The 20,509-nt window shown below is 44.7% G+C and carries 11 protein-coding genes; 8 read left to right on the top strand and 3 right to left on the bottom strand.

Annotated features, from left to right (window positions below; translation table 11 throughout):
- Positions 1-11: 11 nt before the first annotated feature.
- The 3 genes from BW716_RS29985 to BW716_RS29995 form a co-directional block, all read right to left on the bottom strand.
- Positions 12-3,305 (bottom strand): SusC/RagA family TonB-linked outer membrane protein, encoded by a 3,294-nt coding sequence (locus tag BW716_RS29985; RefSeq protein WP_083729759.1) that lies wholly within the window; start codon positions 3,303-3,305, stop codon positions 12-14.
- A 318-nt stretch (positions 3,306-3,623) separates the two neighbouring features.
- The gene (locus BW716_RS29990; protein ID WP_083729760.1) at positions 3,624-4,799 is read right to left on the bottom strand and encodes a FecR family protein; all 1,176 of its coding nucleotides are present in this window, start codon (positions 4,797-4,799) and stop codon (positions 3,624-3,626) included.
- Positions 4,800-4,940: 141 nt separating this feature from the next.
- Complete coding sequence (locus BW716_RS29995) at positions 4,941-5,492, bottom strand: RNA polymerase sigma factor (protein ID WP_083729761.1); 552 nt, start codon at positions 5,490-5,492, stop codon at positions 4,941-4,943.
- Positions 5,493-5,681: 189 nt separating this feature from the next.
- Here BW716_RS29995 and BW716_RS30000 point away from each other — a divergent pair, with 189 nt between their 5' ends.
- The 8 genes from BW716_RS30000 to BW716_RS30035 all read left to right on the top strand — a co-directional run bounded on the left by BW716_RS30000 (position 5,682) and on the right by BW716_RS30035 (position 20,441).
- Entirely contained in the window at positions 5,682-6,662 is a 981-nt protein-coding gene (locus BW716_RS30000) for a glycoside hydrolase family 43 protein (RefSeq protein ID WP_083729762.1), read from the top strand.
- A gap of 978 nt (positions 6,663-7,640) precedes the next feature.
- Entirely contained in the window at positions 7,641-10,739 is a 3,099-nt protein-coding gene (locus tag BW716_RS30005; RefSeq protein ID WP_083729763.1) for a SusC/RagA family TonB-linked outer membrane protein, read from the top strand.
- Positions 10,740-10,744: 5 nt separating this feature from the next.
- Positions 10,745-12,346 (top strand): SusD/RagB family nutrient-binding outer membrane lipoprotein, encoded by a 1,602-nt coding sequence (locus BW716_RS30010; RefSeq protein ID WP_083729770.1) that lies wholly within the window; start codon positions 10,745-10,747, stop codon positions 12,344-12,346.
- Between the two features lie 77 nt (positions 12,347-12,423).
- Entirely contained in the window at positions 12,424-15,732 is a 3,309-nt protein-coding gene (locus tag BW716_RS30015) for a VCBS repeat-containing protein (protein ID WP_220388865.1), read from the top strand.
- 143 nt (positions 15,733-15,875) lie between these two features.
- Positions 15,876-17,207: a vanadium-dependent haloperoxidase gene (locus tag BW716_RS30020; protein ID WP_083729764.1), complete on the top strand. Its 1,332-nt coding sequence runs from the start codon at positions 15,876-15,878 to the stop codon at positions 17,205-17,207.
- A gap of 57 nt (positions 17,208-17,264) precedes the next feature.
- The gene (locus BW716_RS30025; protein ID WP_083729765.1) at positions 17,265-17,942 is read left to right on the top strand and encodes a LytTR family DNA-binding domain-containing protein; all 678 of its coding nucleotides are present in this window, start codon (positions 17,265-17,267) and stop codon (positions 17,940-17,942) included.
- A 252-nt stretch (positions 17,943-18,194) separates the two neighbouring features.
- Positions 18,195-19,307, top strand: coding sequence for a DUF3500 domain-containing protein (locus BW716_RS30030; protein ID WP_083729766.1), 1,113 nt, complete (start codon positions 18,195-18,197; stop codon positions 19,305-19,307).
- Between the two features lie 9 nt (positions 19,308-19,316).
- Positions 19,317-20,441, top strand: a complete 1,125-nt coding sequence (locus BW716_RS30035) for a HupE/UreJ family protein (protein WP_220388866.1) — start codon at positions 19,317-19,319, stop codon at positions 20,439-20,441.
- The last annotated feature ends 68 nt before the right edge of the window (positions 20,442-20,509 follow it).

Raw genomic sequence — 20,509 nt, forward strand, 5'->3', positions numbered from 1 at the left:
CAGTTTTACAGTTAGAAAGTAGCATTCAGACTCAGACCATAACTGCGTAATGCAGGCTGCATGAAAATATCTACACCAGACAAACCATTTGCAGTAGACATCGTCAACTCAGGATCAAACGGTGCTTTCTTATAGAAATAGAGCAGGTTACGTCCGGTCAGAGAGAATTTCAGCGCCTTGATAAATACATCTTTCAGTGGAACGGTATAACCCAGTGCCATTTCACGCAGACGAACAGTCGTCGCATTGTACATGTACTCGCCAGACACCGCTTCACGACCACCTACAGTAGAATACCAGGTATGTGCATCGACAGAAGTTACAGCATTACCACTTGGATCAACACCGTTTATTTTTACGCCGCCTGCATCTCTTGCATCACCAGATGCTTTAGACACACCGTACAGGTCCATCATAGACTGAGTTACAGACATTACCTTACCTCCGAACTTACCATCAATCAGCATAGACAGGGTGAAGTTCTTATAACCGAAGTTGTTGTTCCATCCCAGTTGGAATTTGGTGTTGGAGTTACCGATATACACCATATCGCCAGTCTGTTTGATAGGCGTACCATTTGCATCTACCATAATCCTGCCTTGTTCATCTTTCTTCAGTACAGTACCATAGATGTCACCAAAAGAACCACCTACTTTGAATTTAGACGCATAGTTGGAACCAGAAGCACCGGTCAGAGTGAAGTAATCTACACCATCAGCCAGTTCTATGATCTTGTTTTTGTTGGTAGCGAAGTTCACACCGGTGTTCCATGTAAATTTGGAATCACGGAATACGTCGTAACGCACCACTGCTTCCACACCCTGGTTCTGGATGTTCCCGGCATTGATATAATAAGAATCATAGTAAGAAGCCTGGCTGGCAGATATCTGCAAAGTCTGGTTCCTGGTATTCGTTTTATAATAAGTCGCATCCACACTCAGCCTGTTTTTGAAGAAGCGCCACTCAGTACCAAATTCCAGTGAATTTGTTTTCTCTGGTTTCAGATCCGTGAAAGGAGCGACCGTATTACCAACGATGGAACCACCTGCACCAAGGGTATTCAGGGCAGGATAGGATTGGTAGGCTAAAGGAGCGTTACCCACCTGGGCGTAGGAACCACGCACTTTGGCGAAGCTCACCCACTCAGGTAACCTGGTTACAGAACTCAGGATGACATTAAGCCCGACTGAAGGATAGAAATAAGAATAAGTAGAAGTAAAGGCCAGGTTGGATGACCAGTCGTTACGAGCAGTCAGATCCAGGTAGAACCAGTCTTTGAAAGAGATGTTTGCACTTCCGAATACAGACTGGAACTGGCTATGGTTGTTAGGCAATGTACCGGAGTTCGCTCCGTTCATTGTTACAAAGTTCTGCAGGGTGAAAATGTTCGGAATATGCAGACCATCTTTACCGGAGTTGAATTTCTCACCGGTAGTCTTCACATCGCGCAGCGCACCACCTACGACACCTGTTACACGCCAATCTTTTCCGATAGGAACATTGAAGTTCAGCAACAGGTCGCCATACTGCTGATTGGTAGTCAGGTTCTGGTACACATATACACCACTGGAATCAGATACATAAGTAGCATTGTCAGCATATACTTTCTGATCGTATATGTCATTGATCCTGTCAATACTTCCTCTTGCCTGTACGCTCAGGTATTTGTTGATTTCATATTTCAGGCTGGCATTCAGCAGAATACGGTTTCTGTCCAGCTGGTTAGGATCGCGGTACAGGATCCACCATGGATTTTGCTGTACATCTTCATTGAAAGCCCAGTTCTGCACCATCAGACCGTTTCTGGCCGGATCGGCTACTTCAAAATTATTTTTGTACTGAGACAGGTTGCTGCCACGTGGGTAGAGGTATAAACCTGTCAGCGGATTGAAATAAAAACCGGAGAGCGGTGTATTGTCAATCTTCTGGGTGACGTAGTTTACATCCGCTTCAGCAGTCAGCTTATCATTCAGGAATTTACCTGTTTCTTTAAAGCTGATGTTGTTACGACCCAGTTTATTGGTAGGCTGAATACCTTTTGCGCTGGTATTAGCATAAGAGAAATAAGTCTGTGTCTTATCAGTACCACCTGCAAGGCTGATCGCGTTGGTGACATTGTTACCAGTCTGGAAAAAGTCACTTACATTATCATGCGCTTTGGTAGTCAGTTTACTGCCCCAGCTCTGGGTACTCCCATCTGTAGTCTGGCCATAAGTATTCTGGAATTCTGGTTTGTAAGCAGCCTGACTCAGGGTAAGACCTGAAGAGTAGTTGATGGTAGTACGACCTGCTTTACCACTTTTGGTCGTGATCAGTACCACACCGTTTGCACCCTGGCTACCATACAGCGCAGCTGCAGAAGCACCTTTCAGAATAGAGATGCTCTCGATATCTTCAGGGTTCATGTTGGAGATAGGGTCACCACCATCATAAGCGGTGCTACCACCATACGCACTGTTTGGCTGGTTGGTGAGGGTGTTGTTCATAGGCACACCATCAATTACATAGAGTGCCTGGTTATTACCCAGACCAGATTTGCTACCACGCAGTATTACTTTTGCAGAACCACCCACACCTGAAGCGCTGCTGGAAATAGTCAGACCAGCTACTTTACCATTCAGGGTGTTCATCAGGTTGGGATCTTTTGCCTTGGTCAGTTCCACACCGCTCACCTGTTGGGTGGCATAAGTGATGGATTTCTCAGAGCGTTTGATACCCAGTGCCGTAACGACTACAGTACCCAGCTGTTTATTGGTTTCAGCGAGTTTGATCGTCAGGGAGGTGTTGCTACCTACAATAATTTCCTGCTTGTCAAATCCGATGTAGCTGATAACCAGTACGTCTGTAGGTTGTGCCTCCAGGGTAAAGTGACCGCCTGCATCCGTCATCGCACCTCTGGTTGTACCTTTTACCTGGATACTTACATTCTGAAGCGGATGGCCAGCAGAGTCAGTAACAGTACCAGTGACAGCAGCTGTAGGAATGGGAGCGGGAGCGACTTCCCGGGGAGCTTTTTTAGGACTGATCACGATGATCTTGTCCACAATAGAATAAGTCAATGCTTTGTCGTTCAGACAGTTGTTCAGTACAGCGGTAAGGGCTTGTCCCTGAGCATTGATATTAATGGCGCCTTTGCCTTCCAGCAATTTGGCGTCGTACACAAATTCATAACCCGTCTGCTTGCTGATGGAATTGAACACCTCATACAGTGAAAGGTGCTTTCCGGAGATGCTAACGGTTTGGGAATAGGTTTTAGCAGATAGCTGGAGTGTAAATACCAGCGTTAAAATGGCAGTTAATTTCATAACTAACAACAATTTTCTGTGCAAAAGACTTACTCCACCATGTGAAGTAGTTTTGCATGAAGCGCATAGTTCCATACTTTTGTTTCCTGGCTTTTTTAGTAAATCAAATTTTTCTTGAGTCAAAGAGAAATTGGTAGCCATGTTGCCGGGTTCCGATGGCAGTCGGGCCCGGTTTTTTTATGTTCAGACGTGGCAGCGTCATTTACAAGTGTGGGTACCTTTCTTTATTGTTCACATACAACAATAGTCTCTACGTGGTCATAACGGAATTGTTTTTAAAAATTACAAAATATATATCCCCCCTTTAGCCGGGATTGATTAGTGCAACGTGGCAGGTGAAACGGTCACATTGTGGCCATTCACCTCAAAATGAACCCTTTGGGTAGCCTCCAGGGCCTTGAACAGGTTATTGGCATCTTCCCTGCGGGAGATCACACCTGTCAGGTCAATGTCCGATACATCACCATTGTAAGCCACATCCATATCATACCACCTGGATAGCTGGCGCATGATGGTTTTGATATTGGTGCTCCTGAACCGGAACTTGCCGTCTTTCCAGGCAAGGGTTTGTTCCAGATCTGCGGGAGCAATGGCAAAGGTGTTGTCTGTCAGACTAGCTTCCAATCCGGGTTTCAGTACATTCTTCTGGTTGCCGTACACTACTTGTACAGCGCCGTCTACCAGGGCGGTTTTTACAGCTTTTTCATCGGCATAGGCCATGATATTGAAACTGGTGCCCAGTACTTTTACGGTCATATCCTTATCAGCAGCCTTTACCTGTACAGAAAACGGATGGTTAGACTGCTGGGCGATTTCGAAATATGCTTCTCCTGTAATGCTGACCAACCTTTCCTTTCCGACAAAGGCAGTTGGGAAACGGATACTGCTGGCGGCATTGAGCCATACCTTGCTGCCATCGGCCAGCGTAAGCTGGTATTGGCCTCCATGAGGAGTGGTGACGGTGTTGTACATCACCTCATTGCCTCCGTTTGCCTGATAACTCAGGTTACCGTTGGTATTTTTGATCTGGGTGTTACCTTGTTGGGCCAGGGCGCCATTGGCTGCACTGTCAAGTGGAATCTGAGTACCATCAGCGAGGGTCAGCATGGCTTTGTTAGAGCCGGGGGCCAACACCTGAGTTTTTGCAAGGGTAGGGGCCTTTTCAATGTCTTTCTTGTGTAAAAGACTCGTGGTCAATATAATACCAGCAGTTACAGCGGCTGCGGCATACAGGTAGAAACGGCGTTTGTTTTTGACAACAGTCAGATTCTCAGGCTGATCCGCCTGAAAAATGGCATGAAGTATAGCAGAATGATCTTCTTCTTCCCATCCGGCAGAAGGAACGATCCCCTGTAATGAGTGAAGAATATCTTCCCGGAGCAAATCATCCTGCTCCCCGTTGTTAATAGCGTCCATAAGGCGCGCTTTCTCATCGGGAGAGATGTTGTTTTGCTTATACTTATCAAGCAAGAGTTTTAATTCCTGTGCTGTCATAATTGTAAAGACGATGGTGGAGAATAAAAGGAGTATCCGAAATAAAAAAAAGTTAAAAAAAACAAAAAGCCGGCTGCAGGCCCTTTCCGGAAAGAAAAAAGCGCTTCCGGCCTTAGGCGGAAGCGCTTTTTCTTATAAATCCTACATACTTTTCTTAACAAAATTCCTCACCGTCTGCACCGCAATCTGCATCTGTTTCTTCACGGTATGGATTGATATATTGAACTTATTAGATATTTCTTCGTTACTAAATCCTTCTTTTCTAGCGATATACACTTTCTTCCGCTCCGGCGGCAACGCTGCAATCGCCCTTTCCACAATCCCCGCATACTCCCTGTCCTTCACCCTGTAATCCGTATCATTCACCACCTCCACCTGCTGGCGATACAATTGCTCATATGCCTTCTCCCTCACTGCCTGCTTCTTAAACCCATCAAATACATGATTCCGGGTCAGGATAAATAAATAGTCAGAAAAGTCTTGTACCTCTGGCAATACCTCCCTCTTCAGCCAGATTTTCAAAAAAACCTCCTGCACAATTTCCCGTGCCGCCAGGTTGTCTTTAAGATAAAGCATGGCCACATCAAACACCTGTTTACTGTACTTATTAAAGACAAGTGTATAAGCAGACTGGCTTCCTTCTCCTATCTGCTGCAATAGTTCCTGTTCTTCCTGTATGAATGAACCTTGCAAAAGTCAATCGTTTGAATGCTGAAATTCCTCGCTAAAATTAGGAACTTACCCCGGATATGCCCAAATATTTATTTTTTAAGTATTAATTAAAACACTAATTGGGAATGAGCTTTCACTGATGCCTTTCAATCTTCAGGGAAAGATAAAACTACTATCTTGTGTTATCTATTAAACAGGAATCAACTCACTATGAGAAAGGCTATCACGTTATTACTCGGGGCTATTGCTCTAACAAACCCGCTTTCTGCTCAAAAGAAAAAGCAAACCTCCGGCAACCCAATCATTCAGGGTTGGTACGCCGATCCGGAAGCCGCCGTATTCGGAAAAGAATACTGGATCTTCCCCACCTATTCTGACAAATACGAAAAGCAGGTTTTCTTCGACGCTTATTCCTCCACTGACCTCGTCACCTGGAAGAAACACCCGAAAGTCCTCGACTCGTCGAATGTAAAATGGGCTAACCGTGCCATGTGGGCGCCCGCTATCATCCGGAAAGACGGAAAATATTTCTTCTTTTTCGGTGCCAACGACATCCAGAACGACAAAGAGAAAGGTGGTATCGGCATAGCCGTCGCCGATAAACCAGGCGGTCCTTACAAAGACTACCTTGGCAAACCGCTCATTGATAAGTTCTACAATGGCGCACAACCTATCGATCAGTTCGTATTTCACGACAAAGATGGTCAGTATTACATTATCTATGGCGGCTGGCAACACTGCAATATTGCCCGCTTAAAATCCGATTTCACAGGTATCGAACCTTTTGCCGATGGTCAGACCTTCAAAGAGATCACACCAAAAGGCTACGTAGAAGGTCCATTCATGTTTATCCGCAATGGTAAGTACTATTTTATGTGGTCTGAAGGTGGCTGGACCGGCCCCGACTATAGTGTGGCATATGCTATCGCCGATAGTCCAATGGGACCATGGCAGCGCATTGGCAAGATCTTACAACAGGACACAGCTATAGCAACCGGTGCCGGTCATCACTCTGTAATCAACGTACCTGGTACAGATAGATGGTACATCGTATACCACCGGCGCCCCCTTACAGAAACTGCTGCCAATAACCGCGTAACCTGCATCGACGAAATGCATTTTGATTCAGATGGGAAAATTCTTCCTGTAAAAATGACGAAAGAAGGTGTAAGGTCCGATAAGTTAAAATAAAACAATCCGAAAGGAACTGCAATACTCAGTAAACATTGCCCATGTTTTATTGTTATAAAATTAAGGTAAACGTTTACAAAGAGTTACGCTTATAAAAAGGGGGTACTTTTTGTATCCCCTTTTCGTTACCCGGCATTCCATTTTTTGGAATAAAACAGGGGTTTTCAAGCGTTCGAAATACCTTTATACCCCCTGTTTTGCTAAAACGGTTTACATAAAACCAATACTTGTTAAAATAGTATTTGTTTAACCGCGTAAATGGTAATAATTATGTACAACTTCTTGGTGATGTACGAAATGTTAAAATTTATGTACTTTAGACCTTGAAATCAGCGTCGTAAGTAAATGAAATCTACAACGTGAAAATGAAAAACTACCGTTTCAAAAAGCAATAACTATTTGAATAGTGAAAAAACGGTAATCATATAATAATGGTAAGTAAAAAATCAGTGTTGTCATTTTAAGACTTGTCATTTTAGAATGTAGAACAATACAATAACAGTGAAACTTAAAATTTCGGGAAAAACGTAACAACAACCAAAAATTGTCCTCTTTAACTATTGACTGTATAAGACTATTGAACGAGGGCCAATTACATGAAGTATTCAATGGGGTGAACTTGTAGCTGAACCGATCTGGCATCGTAACAATGAACAATCATTCTTAATCAAAAATTTCTTCTGTGGTTTTAAACTACCAGCTCTGCTGTGCACGTGCGTGTAGCAAAATGTACTGTTATGCACATTAACGGGTAGTTACAACTATACATACTGTCATCTTCAATTTCCATCCACATGTGGTTGATGTATTTCTCTTGCCTTGAAAGAAGGCGAGCCTACCACTTATTTTCTAAAACGAAAATTTTATACAGAAACAGAACCAAATGAAATGTAGAATCAAAGCGGATTTATCCCGCCGTCAATTTGAGAAAGGAGTGCACATCACTCATTTATTACCTAACCAAAAACTAAATCGATAATGAGACAACTTCGTTTGCTGGTCATCGCGATGCTGCTTTCAACGGTAGCATTTGCACAAACAAGGCAGTTGAAAGGGACTGTAAAAGATTCCAAGTCCGGCGCGCCGCTTGGATCTGTTAGCGTTAAGGTTCAGGGTAAAAATGTTTTTGCTGTAACTGGAGCTGATGGCGCCTTTGTACTGAAAAATGCTCCTGATGGGGAACTACTGCTCGAAATATCCCTCATCGGTTATACTTCTAAAGGTGTGAAAGTAACTGCAGGTCAAACTTCAGTAGATTTCACGCTCGAAGAATCTTCATCACAACTCGGTGAAGTAACGGTAACAGCTTTGGGTATCTCCAAAGAATCAAAGAAAATAGGTTATGCTGTAACTAAAGTAGATGGTAACGTTATGACCCAGGCAAGGGAAACAAACGTTGCTTATTCATTAGGTGGCCGCGTAGCAGGTCTGAGTGTAAGTGGTACAAGTGGTGGCCCTGGTTCTTCTGCCCGCGTATTGTTGCGCGGTATGGCCAGCTTTGGTGCCGCCAGCCCACTGTATGTAATCAATGGTGTACCAATGGATAACTCCCAGAGAGGTAGCGCCGGTGAGTGGGGCGGTTCTGATAACGGTGATGGTATCCAGAACATCAACCCTGATGATATCGAAACAATGACTGTACTGAAAGGCGCTTCTGCTGCTGCTCTGTACGGTTCCCGCGCTTCTAACGGCGTAATCCTGATCACTACCAAAACTGGTAAGAAAGGTAACATGCAGGTGGAATACAATGGTAACTTCACTGTGGATAAAGCGATCGACTTCACTGACTTCCAGTATACTTATGGTCAGGGTCAGTTAGGCGCAAGACCTACTACTGCAAACGCTGCACTGAACAGCACCCGCCTCAGCTGGGGTGAAAAACTGGATGGTGCTTCTACTATCCAATATGATGGTAATTCTTACGCTTATTCTGCTGTTAAAAATAACCTGACTAACTTCTACAGAACGGGTCCTACCTGGACAAACACTGTATCTGTTTCTGGTGGTGGCGACAGAGGTACTTTCCGCCTGTCTGCATCTGCCCTGGATAATAAATCAATCGTCGAAAACAGCGGTCTGAAACGTAAAACTTTCAACCTGAATATCGATCAGAAAGTGACAGATAAACTGAAAATATCTGCCATGGTAGATTACATTGATGACTATCAGAGAAACAAACCTTACCTGAGTGATGGTCCGCTGAACCCTAACAACGGTCTGTTCCTCGCTACTAACATCGACGAGAAAATCCTCGCTCCTGGTTACGACGTTAACAACAACGGTAAAGAAGTAACCTTCACCGATGATATCTATGTAACCAACCCATATTTCGTAACCAGCCAGATGCAAAACAATATTGGTAGAAAACGTATGATTTCTTCCGTTACTGCGCGCTATGATCTGACTGAATACCTGTATGGCCAGGCTCGTGTGGGTTATGACCTGATCAACGACAGACGTTTCAATATCACTCCCTGGGGTACTGCTTATTCCTTCACTTCTCAGGATGGTACTATCGTGAGTGGTAATATGACACTGAGCAATGAACAGATCAGCGAAATGAACGCAGATGGTCTCCTCGGTTTCAAGAAAGATATCGCTAAAGATTTCAACGTCGACATCGCTGTAGGTGCGAACGTAAGAAAGAGAAACGATGAGCTGATACAGATTACCGGTAGCAACTTCATCCTGCCTTATGTATATAGCTACAACAACGTTAAAACTTATAACAGGCAGAATACAGTGTACCGCAAGCAGGCAAACTCCGCTTACTACACTGCTGACTTCTCTTATAAAGGTTTCCTGACTGTCGGTACTACCGGTCGTTATGATACTTACTCTACACTGCCAGCAAGTAACAGAGGTATCTTTGTTCCATCTGTAAACGCCAGCTTCATCTTCTCTGAACTGTGGGATATTCCATCTCTGACTTATGGTAAGTTCCGTGCTTCTTATGCAAAAGCCAGCGGTGAGCCGGATGATTATTATATCACCCAGTCTTATTACACGATTGATGGTGCACTCAACAGCAAGAGCGTAGGTAGCTTCCCATCTTCTCTTCCAAACCTGAATCTGAAACCATTCACATTGAATGAAGCAGAGGTTGGTCTGGAACTGAAATTCCTGAATAATCGTTTAGGTGTTGACCTGGCTTACTTCCAGCGTAAAACACAAAATGAAATCATCAAAGGTACCATCTCTCCTGCAACTGGTTATACCAACGCTTACTTCGGTACTGGTTCTACCCAGAACAAAGGTCTGGAAATGCAGATTTCAGGTACACCGGTATCTAATGGTACATTCACCTGGAACGTTAGTGTGAATGCAACCAACATCAACAACAAGATTCTGGATATCTACGGTAGCAACAGCTCCAGCACTACCCTGACCTTAGGTACATATCGTCCGCTGAATGCGAACACCGCACTGGTAAAAGGTATGTCAGGTCCACAGGTAATGGCGTACGACTGGAAACGTAACGCTAAAGGTGAAGTCCTGCTGACTGACGACGGATTGCCACAGCGTGGTAACCTGTTACCAAAAGGTAGCGTACTGCCTAAATGGTTCGGTGGTATCAATAACGACTTCTCTTATAAATCCTTCACACTCTCCTTCCTGGTAGATGGTAAATTTGGAAACAAAATGCTGTCTGCTACTAACTACTACTCAATATACCGCGGTCTGAACAAAATGACCCTCGAAGGTAGAGATGGTGTGGTGGCAAAAGGTGTTAAATCTGATGGTACTACAAACACTACTTCTGTAGCAGCGCAGACTTACTACCAGACACTGGCTAACCAGGTTTCTACCATCGATGTACTGGATGCAAGCTTCATCAAACTGCGCCAGATCACTTTTGGCTATATATTCGATAGCAAAATACTGGGTAAATCACCATTCTCTTCAATCGGTGTGTCTCTGGTTGCGCGTAACCTCCTGACATTAATGAAACATACTGATAACGTGGATCCTGAAGCAGGTTTCTCTTCTCTGATTAACTACGCAGGTATTGAAGGTACAAGTTTACCAAGTACCCGTTCTTATGGTGTGAACGTAAACTTCAAATTTAAAAAATGATGATTATGAAAAAAGGATTGCTCTGCTTAGGTCTGGCTTCAACACTGTTCGCTACGAGTTGTACCAGAAACTTTGACGATATAAATAGTAACCCTACCGCGGTATCCGGTTCTCAATATGATCCTAACTACCTGCTGTCAAGGGCACAATATTCTTATGCAAACACTGGTTATAGCCAGTTGTTATTCCAGAGTATGTGGGTACAGTTGTTGTCTTCTACCTTCAACTACTACAGCAATGGTGATAAATATGTAGCTTCTTCCGGTCAGATCGGTTACCAGGACAGGATCTGGAACGAAGACTACCAGGCTGCCAGCTATGCATACGAAATGGATACATTGGCGCAGCAGAAAAGTCTGCCAAACCTTTCGAATATCGGTAAAATCATGAATGTGCTGATTATGCAACACATTACTGATTGCTATGGTGATGTACCTTACTCCGAAGCTCTAAAAGGTAAATCAGGTACTTTTACCCCTGCTTACGATTCACAGGAATCTATCTATACTTCCATGCTGACAGAATTGCAAACTGCCATCTCTGCACTGGATGTAAGCGGTACCAAACCTACTGCAGACCTGTTCTATAGTGGTGATATCGCTAAATGGAAGAAATTCGGCTACTCCCTGATGCTGCGTACAGCTATGCGCCTTTCGAAAGTAAATCCAACCCTGGCACAGACATGGGCTGAGAAAGCTGTTGCGGGTGGCGTGTTTACCAGTACAGCTGACGATGCTGTGGTAATTTGTGACAACTCTGGTGGTTTTAGCAATGCTACTACCAACGCGCTGATGGTACAGGATGACTACAGGGAAGTAAAATGGTCTAAAACCTTCATCGATTACATGAGGAAAATGAACGACCCCCGCCTGGAATACATCGCTGAAATTGCACCAAACGGTCTGGCTGCAAATAACAATACCGCACTGGCTGGTTCTACTGATTCCAGCATTCAGTTAGGTATGCCAAACGGTTATGACCTGAATGGTGGTACTACCGATATCACTACTAGAAGTGATTATCCAGGTGCTACCGCTGCTGCAACTACCGATGACTCTCCGGCTCCTTTGGGTAAATATTCCCGTCCTACCAATTCGCTGTACAGAAACTACAGCGGTCCTGAGTTCGTTTTAACTTATGCTGAAACAGAACTGCTGCTGGCCGAAGCCGCTGCTCGTGGATGGAGTGTAGGTGGAACTGCTACTTCTCACTACGCTGCTGGTGTAACTGCTTCTATGCAATCGCTGGCTACCTTCTCTTCAGATGCTTCTATCTCTACTGCAACTGCAACGCTCTTCATAGCTGCCAATCCGCTGGATGTTACTTCAGCTACCGCTTCTATCAAGCAGATCAACGAGCAGTTATGGGTGACAGAAGGTACCCTTATGAACTTCATCGAGGCATGGAACAACTGGAGAAGATCTGGTTATCCTGTACTGACGCCTGTAGTCTATACCGGCAACTTCACAGGTGGCACTATTCCAAGAAGAATTCCTTATCAGTCTACTGAGAATTCTACAAACCCTTCAGGTTATGCTTCTGGTGTGAGCAGTCTCTCTAATGGAGATACTTATACCTCACGCATCTGGTGGGATGTAGCTCAATAATGACTTTTTGTTCATGACTAGCTAAATAAAGAAAAGTTAATGCGGTACATTGCCGCATTAACTTTTTATCTTTAAGAATGGGAACACTGAAAAACTATTTATCCATGCGTTATTCCACCTTCTTGCTGGTCCTCGTGATAGCATCCTCCATCCCTTTCGCTATCCAGGCACAACAGAAACTTTTCCAACAGCTACCTTCCAAAACAACCGGCATTAAGTTCTCAAATCCTTTGAACGAAACAGAAGGATTGAACGTACTGCAATACGAATACTTCTATAACGGTGCCGGTGTGGCCGTTGGAGATCTGAACAACGATGGATTACAGGACCTGTACTTCACTGCGAACATGCAGCCGGGTGCACTCTACCAGAACATGGGCAACATGCAGTTCAAAGAAATTACTAAAGATGCCGGCAAAGGCATCGGCGGGAAATCAGATAGCTGGAAAACAGGCGTAACCATGGCTGACGTAAACGGTGACGGACTCCTCGATATCTACATATGTTACTCCGGTAAACGCGATGATGCTACCCGCCGCAATCAGCTATTTATCAACCAGGGTAATATGAAATTTGTGGAAAAGGCAAAGGAATATGGTCTCGACGATCCGGGATATAGCACAAATGCTGTCTTCTTCGATTTCGACAACGACGGCGACCTCGATATGTTCCTCCTCAACCACAGCACAAACAAGATTGACAACATGGAGTTTGCCAGATACAAAACCCTGACCGACTCTCTGGCGGGTAACAAACTCTATCGTAATGATAACAACCACTTCACTGATATCACCCTCAATTCCGGCATTATTCAGAACCCGCTTACCTTTGGGCTGGGTGTAGCCGTAGCAGACATCAACAAAGATGGCTGGGAAGATATCTATGTGACCAACGACTACAACGAACCTGATTATCTATACATCAACAATCACAACGGTACTTTCAGTGAACGTACTAAAGAAACTTTTAAACATCTGTCTCACTTCTCTATGGGTGTAGATATTGCTGACTACAACAACGATGGATTACCGGATGTGCTCACACTCGATATGCTCCCTGAAGATAACAAGCGTCAGAAACTGCTGCAGATGGAAGAGAGCTACGAAATGCATGACCTCATGAAGTCACAGGACCTGTATGAGCAGTATATGCGCAATATGCTGCAACTGAACAATGGCGATGGCACCTTCAGTGAAATCGGTCAGCTGGCCGGTGTATCAAATACTGACTGGAGCTGGTGCCCACTCTTTGCTGACTTTGACAACGATGGCTATAAAGACCTCTTTGTTACAAATGGTTACCTGCGCGATTATACCAACAAAGACTTCCTGCGCTATTGGGGCGATTACAAAATAAAGAAGGCTATGGAGCGCGAACCCATCAAGTTTATGGATCTCGTTACCGCTATGCCTGTCACACCGTTAAAGAATTATATCTTCCGCAATAATCATGACCTCACCTTTGCCAATAAGCAACTGGAATGGGGCGTAGATCAACCCGGCGTATCCAGTGGAGCAGTGTATGCAGACCTGGATAATGACGGCGACCTCGATCTGGTCATCAACCGTATCAATGATCCGGCGGGTGTTTACCAGAACATGACGAGAGAACAGAGCAAAACGGCGTATCTCTCCTTTAAATTGAAAGGAGAAGGTAAGAATACACAGGCCATCGGTGCCAAAGTATATGTGTATACAAATGGCATGCAGCAATACCAGGAAGTAAATCCCGGCAAAGGCTATCTGGGTGCAGTATCTACCCAGTTGTTATTTGGCCTGGGTAATGCTGCCAAAGCCGATTCCGTATTGATCGTATGGCCCGGTAATAAAGAACAACGCATGACGGATGTAGCCGCCAATCAGTTACTGAAAATAGACTTCGCACCAAATGCACCTTTACCACCTGCTACCCTCACCAAACCCGTCTTTACAAAAGCAGATGGCCTCATTGATTACAAACATGAAGAAACGCCGGCGAATGATTTCAAACGTCAGTTGCTCATGTTGTTTATGTATTCCAAAACAGGCCCTGTCATTGCAAAAGCAGATGTGAATAAAGATGGGAAAGAAGACCTGTATGTAAGTGGTAATAAGGAATTGCCCGGTCGTATCTATACACAATCAGGGAGTGGTAGCTTTGAAATGAATAAGAGCATGAAGCTGGAAGACCCCACCGAAAACTGTGTATCCGATGCCATCTTCTTTGATGCTAACGGAGATGGTTATCCTGATCTGTACCTGGCAATGGGCGGTTACTTTAATTGCGATCCAAATACACCCATGTTGCAGGATGAACTGTTTATCAATAATGGAAAGGGCATACTTGTAAAAGCCAGTGAGAACTTGCCTGATGTGAGTGCCAACAGTAAATCCTGTGTACGCCCATGTGATTTTGATAATGATGGAGATATGGACCTCTTTGTAGGGGGGCGTGTTGTTCCCGGTCAGTACCCTGTATCACCAATATCTTACCTGTTAATAAATAATGGTAAGGGAAAATTCACAGTAGCAGATGTACCTTTTGCAAAAACAGGTATGATCACAGATGCACAGTGGATAGACCTGGATAAAGATGGTCGGAAGGATCTGGTAGTATGTGGAGAGATGATGCCACTGTCTGTATATATTAACAAAGCGGATGGCTTTAAAGATAGGACAGCGGACTACTTTGATCAGCCACAAAATGGTTTTTGGTTTAGTCTGGCAGTGAAAGATGTAGATGGTGATGGCAATGATGATCTCATAGCTGGTAACCTGGGTCTGAATACACAGATCAAAGCTTCTGCCAAAGAACCTGTTGAATTGTATTATGCTGACTTTGATAAAAATGGTAACATCGATCCATTCCTGAACTTCTATATACAGGGTGTAAGTTATCCATACGTGAGCAGGGATGAGCTGAATGACCAGATTTATCCGATGCGAAAGAAGTTCACATCCTATAAAAATTATTCAGATGCAACCATGAAAGATATTGTGTCGCCTGATGATCTGGCGAAGGCTGGCAAACTCACGGTGACTGAAACCCGCAGCTTATGTCTGCTGAATAAGAATGGCAAATTTGTTGTATCACCATTACCTGTAGAAGCACAATTCTCCGTAGTCACCAAAATCCTGACTGGTGATTTCAATGAAGATGGTAAACCAGATTTATTGTTGCTTGGTAACCATTGTGACAATCGCCTGAAGCTGGGTAGTTTTGACGCTGGCTATGGTTGTCTGCTCAAAGGTGATGGCAAAGGAGGGTTTACCTATGTAGATCAGTCAGCAGCAGGTATCTGTATCAAAGGTGATGTAAAGTCTGCCGGCGAAATCGCTATCAATGGTAAAAACTTTGTGGTAGTTGGTGTGAACAATGAAGGTGTCTCACTGTATAAGGAACAATGAGGAAATACCATTCTATAAGGAACAATGAGGGTGTCTCACTCTATAAGGAACAATGAGGAAATACCATTCTATAAGGAACAATGAAGGGTGTCTCACTCTATAAAGAACTAATAAGGAATCTCACTCTATAAAGAACAATAAGTATGAAGCAACTCATCTTTGGATTGTTACTCGTTAGTCAGCTTGGGCATGCACAACAGCAGTATGACAAGTCTCCCTTTACTGATTATATACAGCCGGCAGTGTTTTCTCTTTCTATGGTAATGATGCACGATGTAGTAAATCCGCCTGCGGCGACTCGTTTTTATAGTTATGCAACACTGGCAGCTTACCAGATTGTGGCAAAGCATGATCCATCCATTCCCGGTGCAGCAACTTTTATAAGATCTTATCCGGCAGTCACCGTACCCGATAGTGGCAGAACGTACGATTATAAAGTAGCGGCTGTGTATGCGATCTTAGAAGCAGGCAAGCAGTTATTACCTTCCGGATTTATGCTGGCAGATGATGAGGAGAAGCTGATAGACCTGTTTAAGAAAGACCAGGTACCTGATAGTATTATAAAGAATTCTGTAATGGTCGCAGAGGGTGTGGTAAAGCAGATAGTGGCATGGTCTAAAACAGATGGGTATGGCAAGCTCAGCACCTTACGCAGGTATACACCACTGAAAGGGGAGGGGTATTGGTATCCTACACCGCCTGCATACATGGATGCGGTAGAACCCAACTGGCGTACCATTCGTCCGATGGTGATCGATAGCTGTACACAATTCAAATCTAAACCGATGACAGCCTTTAGTAAAGACACTGCCAGCGACTTTTACAAGCTGAATATGGAGGTGTATAACTACGGAGTGCATCCAACTAAGGAAGAGATGACGATCGCGGGATTCTGGGATTGTAATCCATTTGCGGTAAGCACTTATGGACACATGGCCATTGGTTTTAAGAAAATCACTCCTGGTGGCCACTGGATGAATATCACAGGTATTGCCAGCCGCAAAGCAAAACTGGATTTTGATCATACCTTACAGGTACACATGCTGGCTGCCAATGTGATGATGGATGCGTTTATCAGTTGTTGGGATGCGAAATACAGCACTAACCGTATCCGTCCGGAAGCATTTATTAATAAATATATAGATGTAAAATGGAAGCCGAATTTACAAACCCCGCCATTTCCTGAATATACCAGCGGACATAGTGTGGTATCATCTGCCGTTGCTACCATGCTGACTTATCTGTTTGGAGATAACTTTGAATACACAGATAATTCAGAAGAGTTCTGGGAATTGACACCACGGCATTTTACCTCCTTCTGGAATGCAGCAAAGGAAGCAGCGGTGTCCCGCATTTATGGTGGAATCCATTACCGCGATTCAGTGGACAATGGAGTGGATCAGGGAACACGGGTAGGTACATTTGTAGTGGAGAAAATTAAGAAAGCAGGTATCAACCCGGTAACAAAGAATTAATATTTTTTGAAGGCAGGCCGAAGGCCTGCCCTCAAAAAAAAATATATATTTGCCTTCATGATGACAGCCATCGCATTAGATGACGAGCCACCTGCCTTAGCCGTAATTGACACTTTCTGTCAAAAAATCGACTACATCCGCCTGGAGAAAACCTTCACCGGCACTACCGAAGCTATGTCCTTCCTCCGCCAATACCCCATCGACCTCCTCTTCCTCGACATCAATATGCCCTCCGTCTCGGGAATCGACTTTTACAAATCTATCCCCCAACCCTCCCTCGTCATCTTCACCACTTCCTACCGCGACTACGCCGTAGAAAGTTACGAAGTCAACGCCGTTGACTACCTCCTCAAACCCTTCACCTTCACCCGTTTCCAGCAAGCCGTCGAAAAAGCCGTTTGCCGCCGCCAGGAAGCCGCTCAGGTCCCTCAACTCGTACTCAGAGTAGACTACGGATTAGTCAAAGTCTTCATCTCTGATATCCAGTACATCGAAGGCTGGGACAACTACCTCAAGATCTACCTCAAATCCCAAAAACCACTCCTGGTCCGCATGACCATGAAAGCCATCATGGAAAAGCTCCCTCAGAAAGACTTCATTCGCGTACACCGCTCTTACATCGTCGCCCTCTCCGCCATTGAAAATGTACGTAACAAACAAATCCTCATCGCAGGATCCGACATCCCTTTAGGCAACAGCTACGAATCGGCTTTTTTTGAAGTTTTCAAATCCTGAATTACTCCGTAGCTCCAAAGCCATTCTCAAATCCTGACTTTTACTACACCACCAAACCCATATCCTTCTTCATTTCTAAATCCAGCCCCACACCATTCAACTCACATTCTTCCCATTTCTAAATCCTGACTTTCACCACAACAAATCCTCCATTGACCCCAATCCCTCCCTGAATAGCTAAACCTTGTCTTTAATAGCAAGTCTTATATACAAACCAGTGTGGACCTTTTCCCTTTCACCAAAAACTAGAACATGAAAATGCGCACAATCTATTTCAGTTTACTTGCCATCATTCCGGCTATGCTGATACTTTCCTGTAGTAAGAAGGATGCGACAACCACTTCTACCACTACAGACACTACCACGACAACTGATACTACTACCTCTACTGCGACATCAGATTGTAGTTCCGCCGCCAATACTACTGCCAAGGTAGTTTGTCTGGCCGAAGCTTTTGAAGCTACGCTAACCAGCACACAGCTTTCATCACTCATCACCACTTATTCCAGTACGTATGCCATCAAGTGGTCCAACCTCCCATGTGGTAGTAGTTGCCGCAATGGTCTGCAGTACTCTTCCCTGAGCAGCACCCAGCTGGCCGCTGCTAAGGCAATTGTAGTGGCTGCTTCCGGCACTGCCGCCAACGAAGGGTATGACGAAATCACCCAGATCATAGCTGCAGATGATGTATTGAATACCACTAGCGGTAGCAGTAGCTATGGCTCCGGTATCTACTTCATTGCCTTCGTAGGTACGCCTTCTACTACAGGTACCTGGCAATTGCAATTCGGTGGTCACCACCTGGCTGTAAACATTACTTTCAGTGGTGGCGCTGTAACCGGTGCTACGCCAAGGTTTGAAGGTATCGAGCCCAAGAGCTGGACATCCAGTGGTACTACGTATGCTCCACTGGCACAGGAACAGGCTGCTATGTTAGCAATGCTGTCTTCACTTAGCACATCAGAACTGGCAAGCGCCAAACTGACCGCCAAGTTCAGCGATGTACTCTTAGGCCCTAACGAAGACGGACAGTTCCCCTCCTCCAAATCAGGCATCGCCGTTAGTTCACTCACAAGTGCACAACAGGCATTGGTATTAGCTGCTATGAAACCATGGGTAAATGATGCAGACAGTGCCACCGCTGCAGCGCTGCTCACTATCTATAGTAATGAGTTGAGCAGCACTTACATTGCTTATTCTGGCAACGCCACACTGGATACGAATGCTGACTATGTACGTATCGATGGACCAAGTGTATGGATTGAATTCGTTTGTCAGACAGGGGTGGTATATCCTTCCCAGATACACTACCATAGTGTATACAGGGATCATACCCGGGATTACGGCAATAGCTTTACTTTCTAATCTTATTGTATGCGATATTACTTTTTGCTGCTGATTTGTTGTGTATGCGCGCTGGGTGCAAAGGCACATCCCATGCCGAACTCAGTGATACTACTGGATATTAAATCCAAAGGTGTTGCTGCAGAAGTGCAGTTGCCACTAAGCGAACTTGAACTGGCCTTAGGGCACAAAGTAGAATTAGGCCCGGCGCTGCGTGCATACCTTTTGGCACATGTACGCCCACAAAGCCTGGAAGGCCAACCATGGACGGTGCAGGTAAAAGACCTGCATATAAAACCTGCGGAGCAAACGGCAACAGGTCCTTATAATGAAGTCACCGCTACGTTATGGATGGAACCTGTGAATGGTACGGCTGTGCGTAATTTCAGTCTGCATTACGATGCGATCATTGCAGAAGTCAGTTCTCACAAAGCACTCGTCTCCGTTCGTCAGGACTGGGAGAGAGGTAAATATGGAGAACACACTTCAGAAGTCGGCGTAATCAAACTGGATGTAAAGAGTGGCACCATAGAACCGTTGATTGTAAGCCAGGAACAAGGTAGTTTGTGGAAAGGATTCCAGAGCATGGTGTCATTGGGTATGCAGCATATCGCAGAAGGTACGGACCACCTGTTGTTTCTCTTAGTGTTGTTATTACCTGCACCACTGTTGGTCAGACAACAACGCTGGGATGGTTATGGTGGTACAAAGTACTCCCTCAGGCGCTTACTACAGATCGTGACAGCTTTTACGATTGGTCATTCCATTACATTGCTGGCTGGTGCATTGGGATGGTTACGGTTACCATCACAACCAGTAGAAGTACTGATTGCAGTGTCAATCCTGGTATCGGCAGTACATGCATTACGTCCCATCTTCCCCGGTAGAGAAGCCTTGGTGGCAGCAGGTTTCGGCTTGATACACGGATTGGCATTTGCCAGTACATTGGCCAATTTACAACTGGATGCCACGAGAATGGGATTGAGCATATTAGGGTTTAATGTGGGCATAGAACTGATGCAGCTGATAGTAATACTCTTCGTGATGCCCTGGTTGATATGGCTGAGCCGGATACCCGCGTATAAATATGTACGTGTAGCTGGTGCCGTACTGGCAGGAATAGCAGCAACCGTGTGGATCACAGAACGCATATAAAGTAATATAATTTTTGGCGGCCGCCCGCCAATCTCTTTTTCACAAACGAAGAGCGTGTATTCTATGTT

Source organism: [Flexibacter] sp. ATCC 35208, from assembly GCF_001975825.1.
In the GTDB taxonomy this organism is placed as follows: Bacteria; Bacteroidota; Bacteroidia; order Chitinophagales; family Chitinophagaceae; genus Chitinophaga.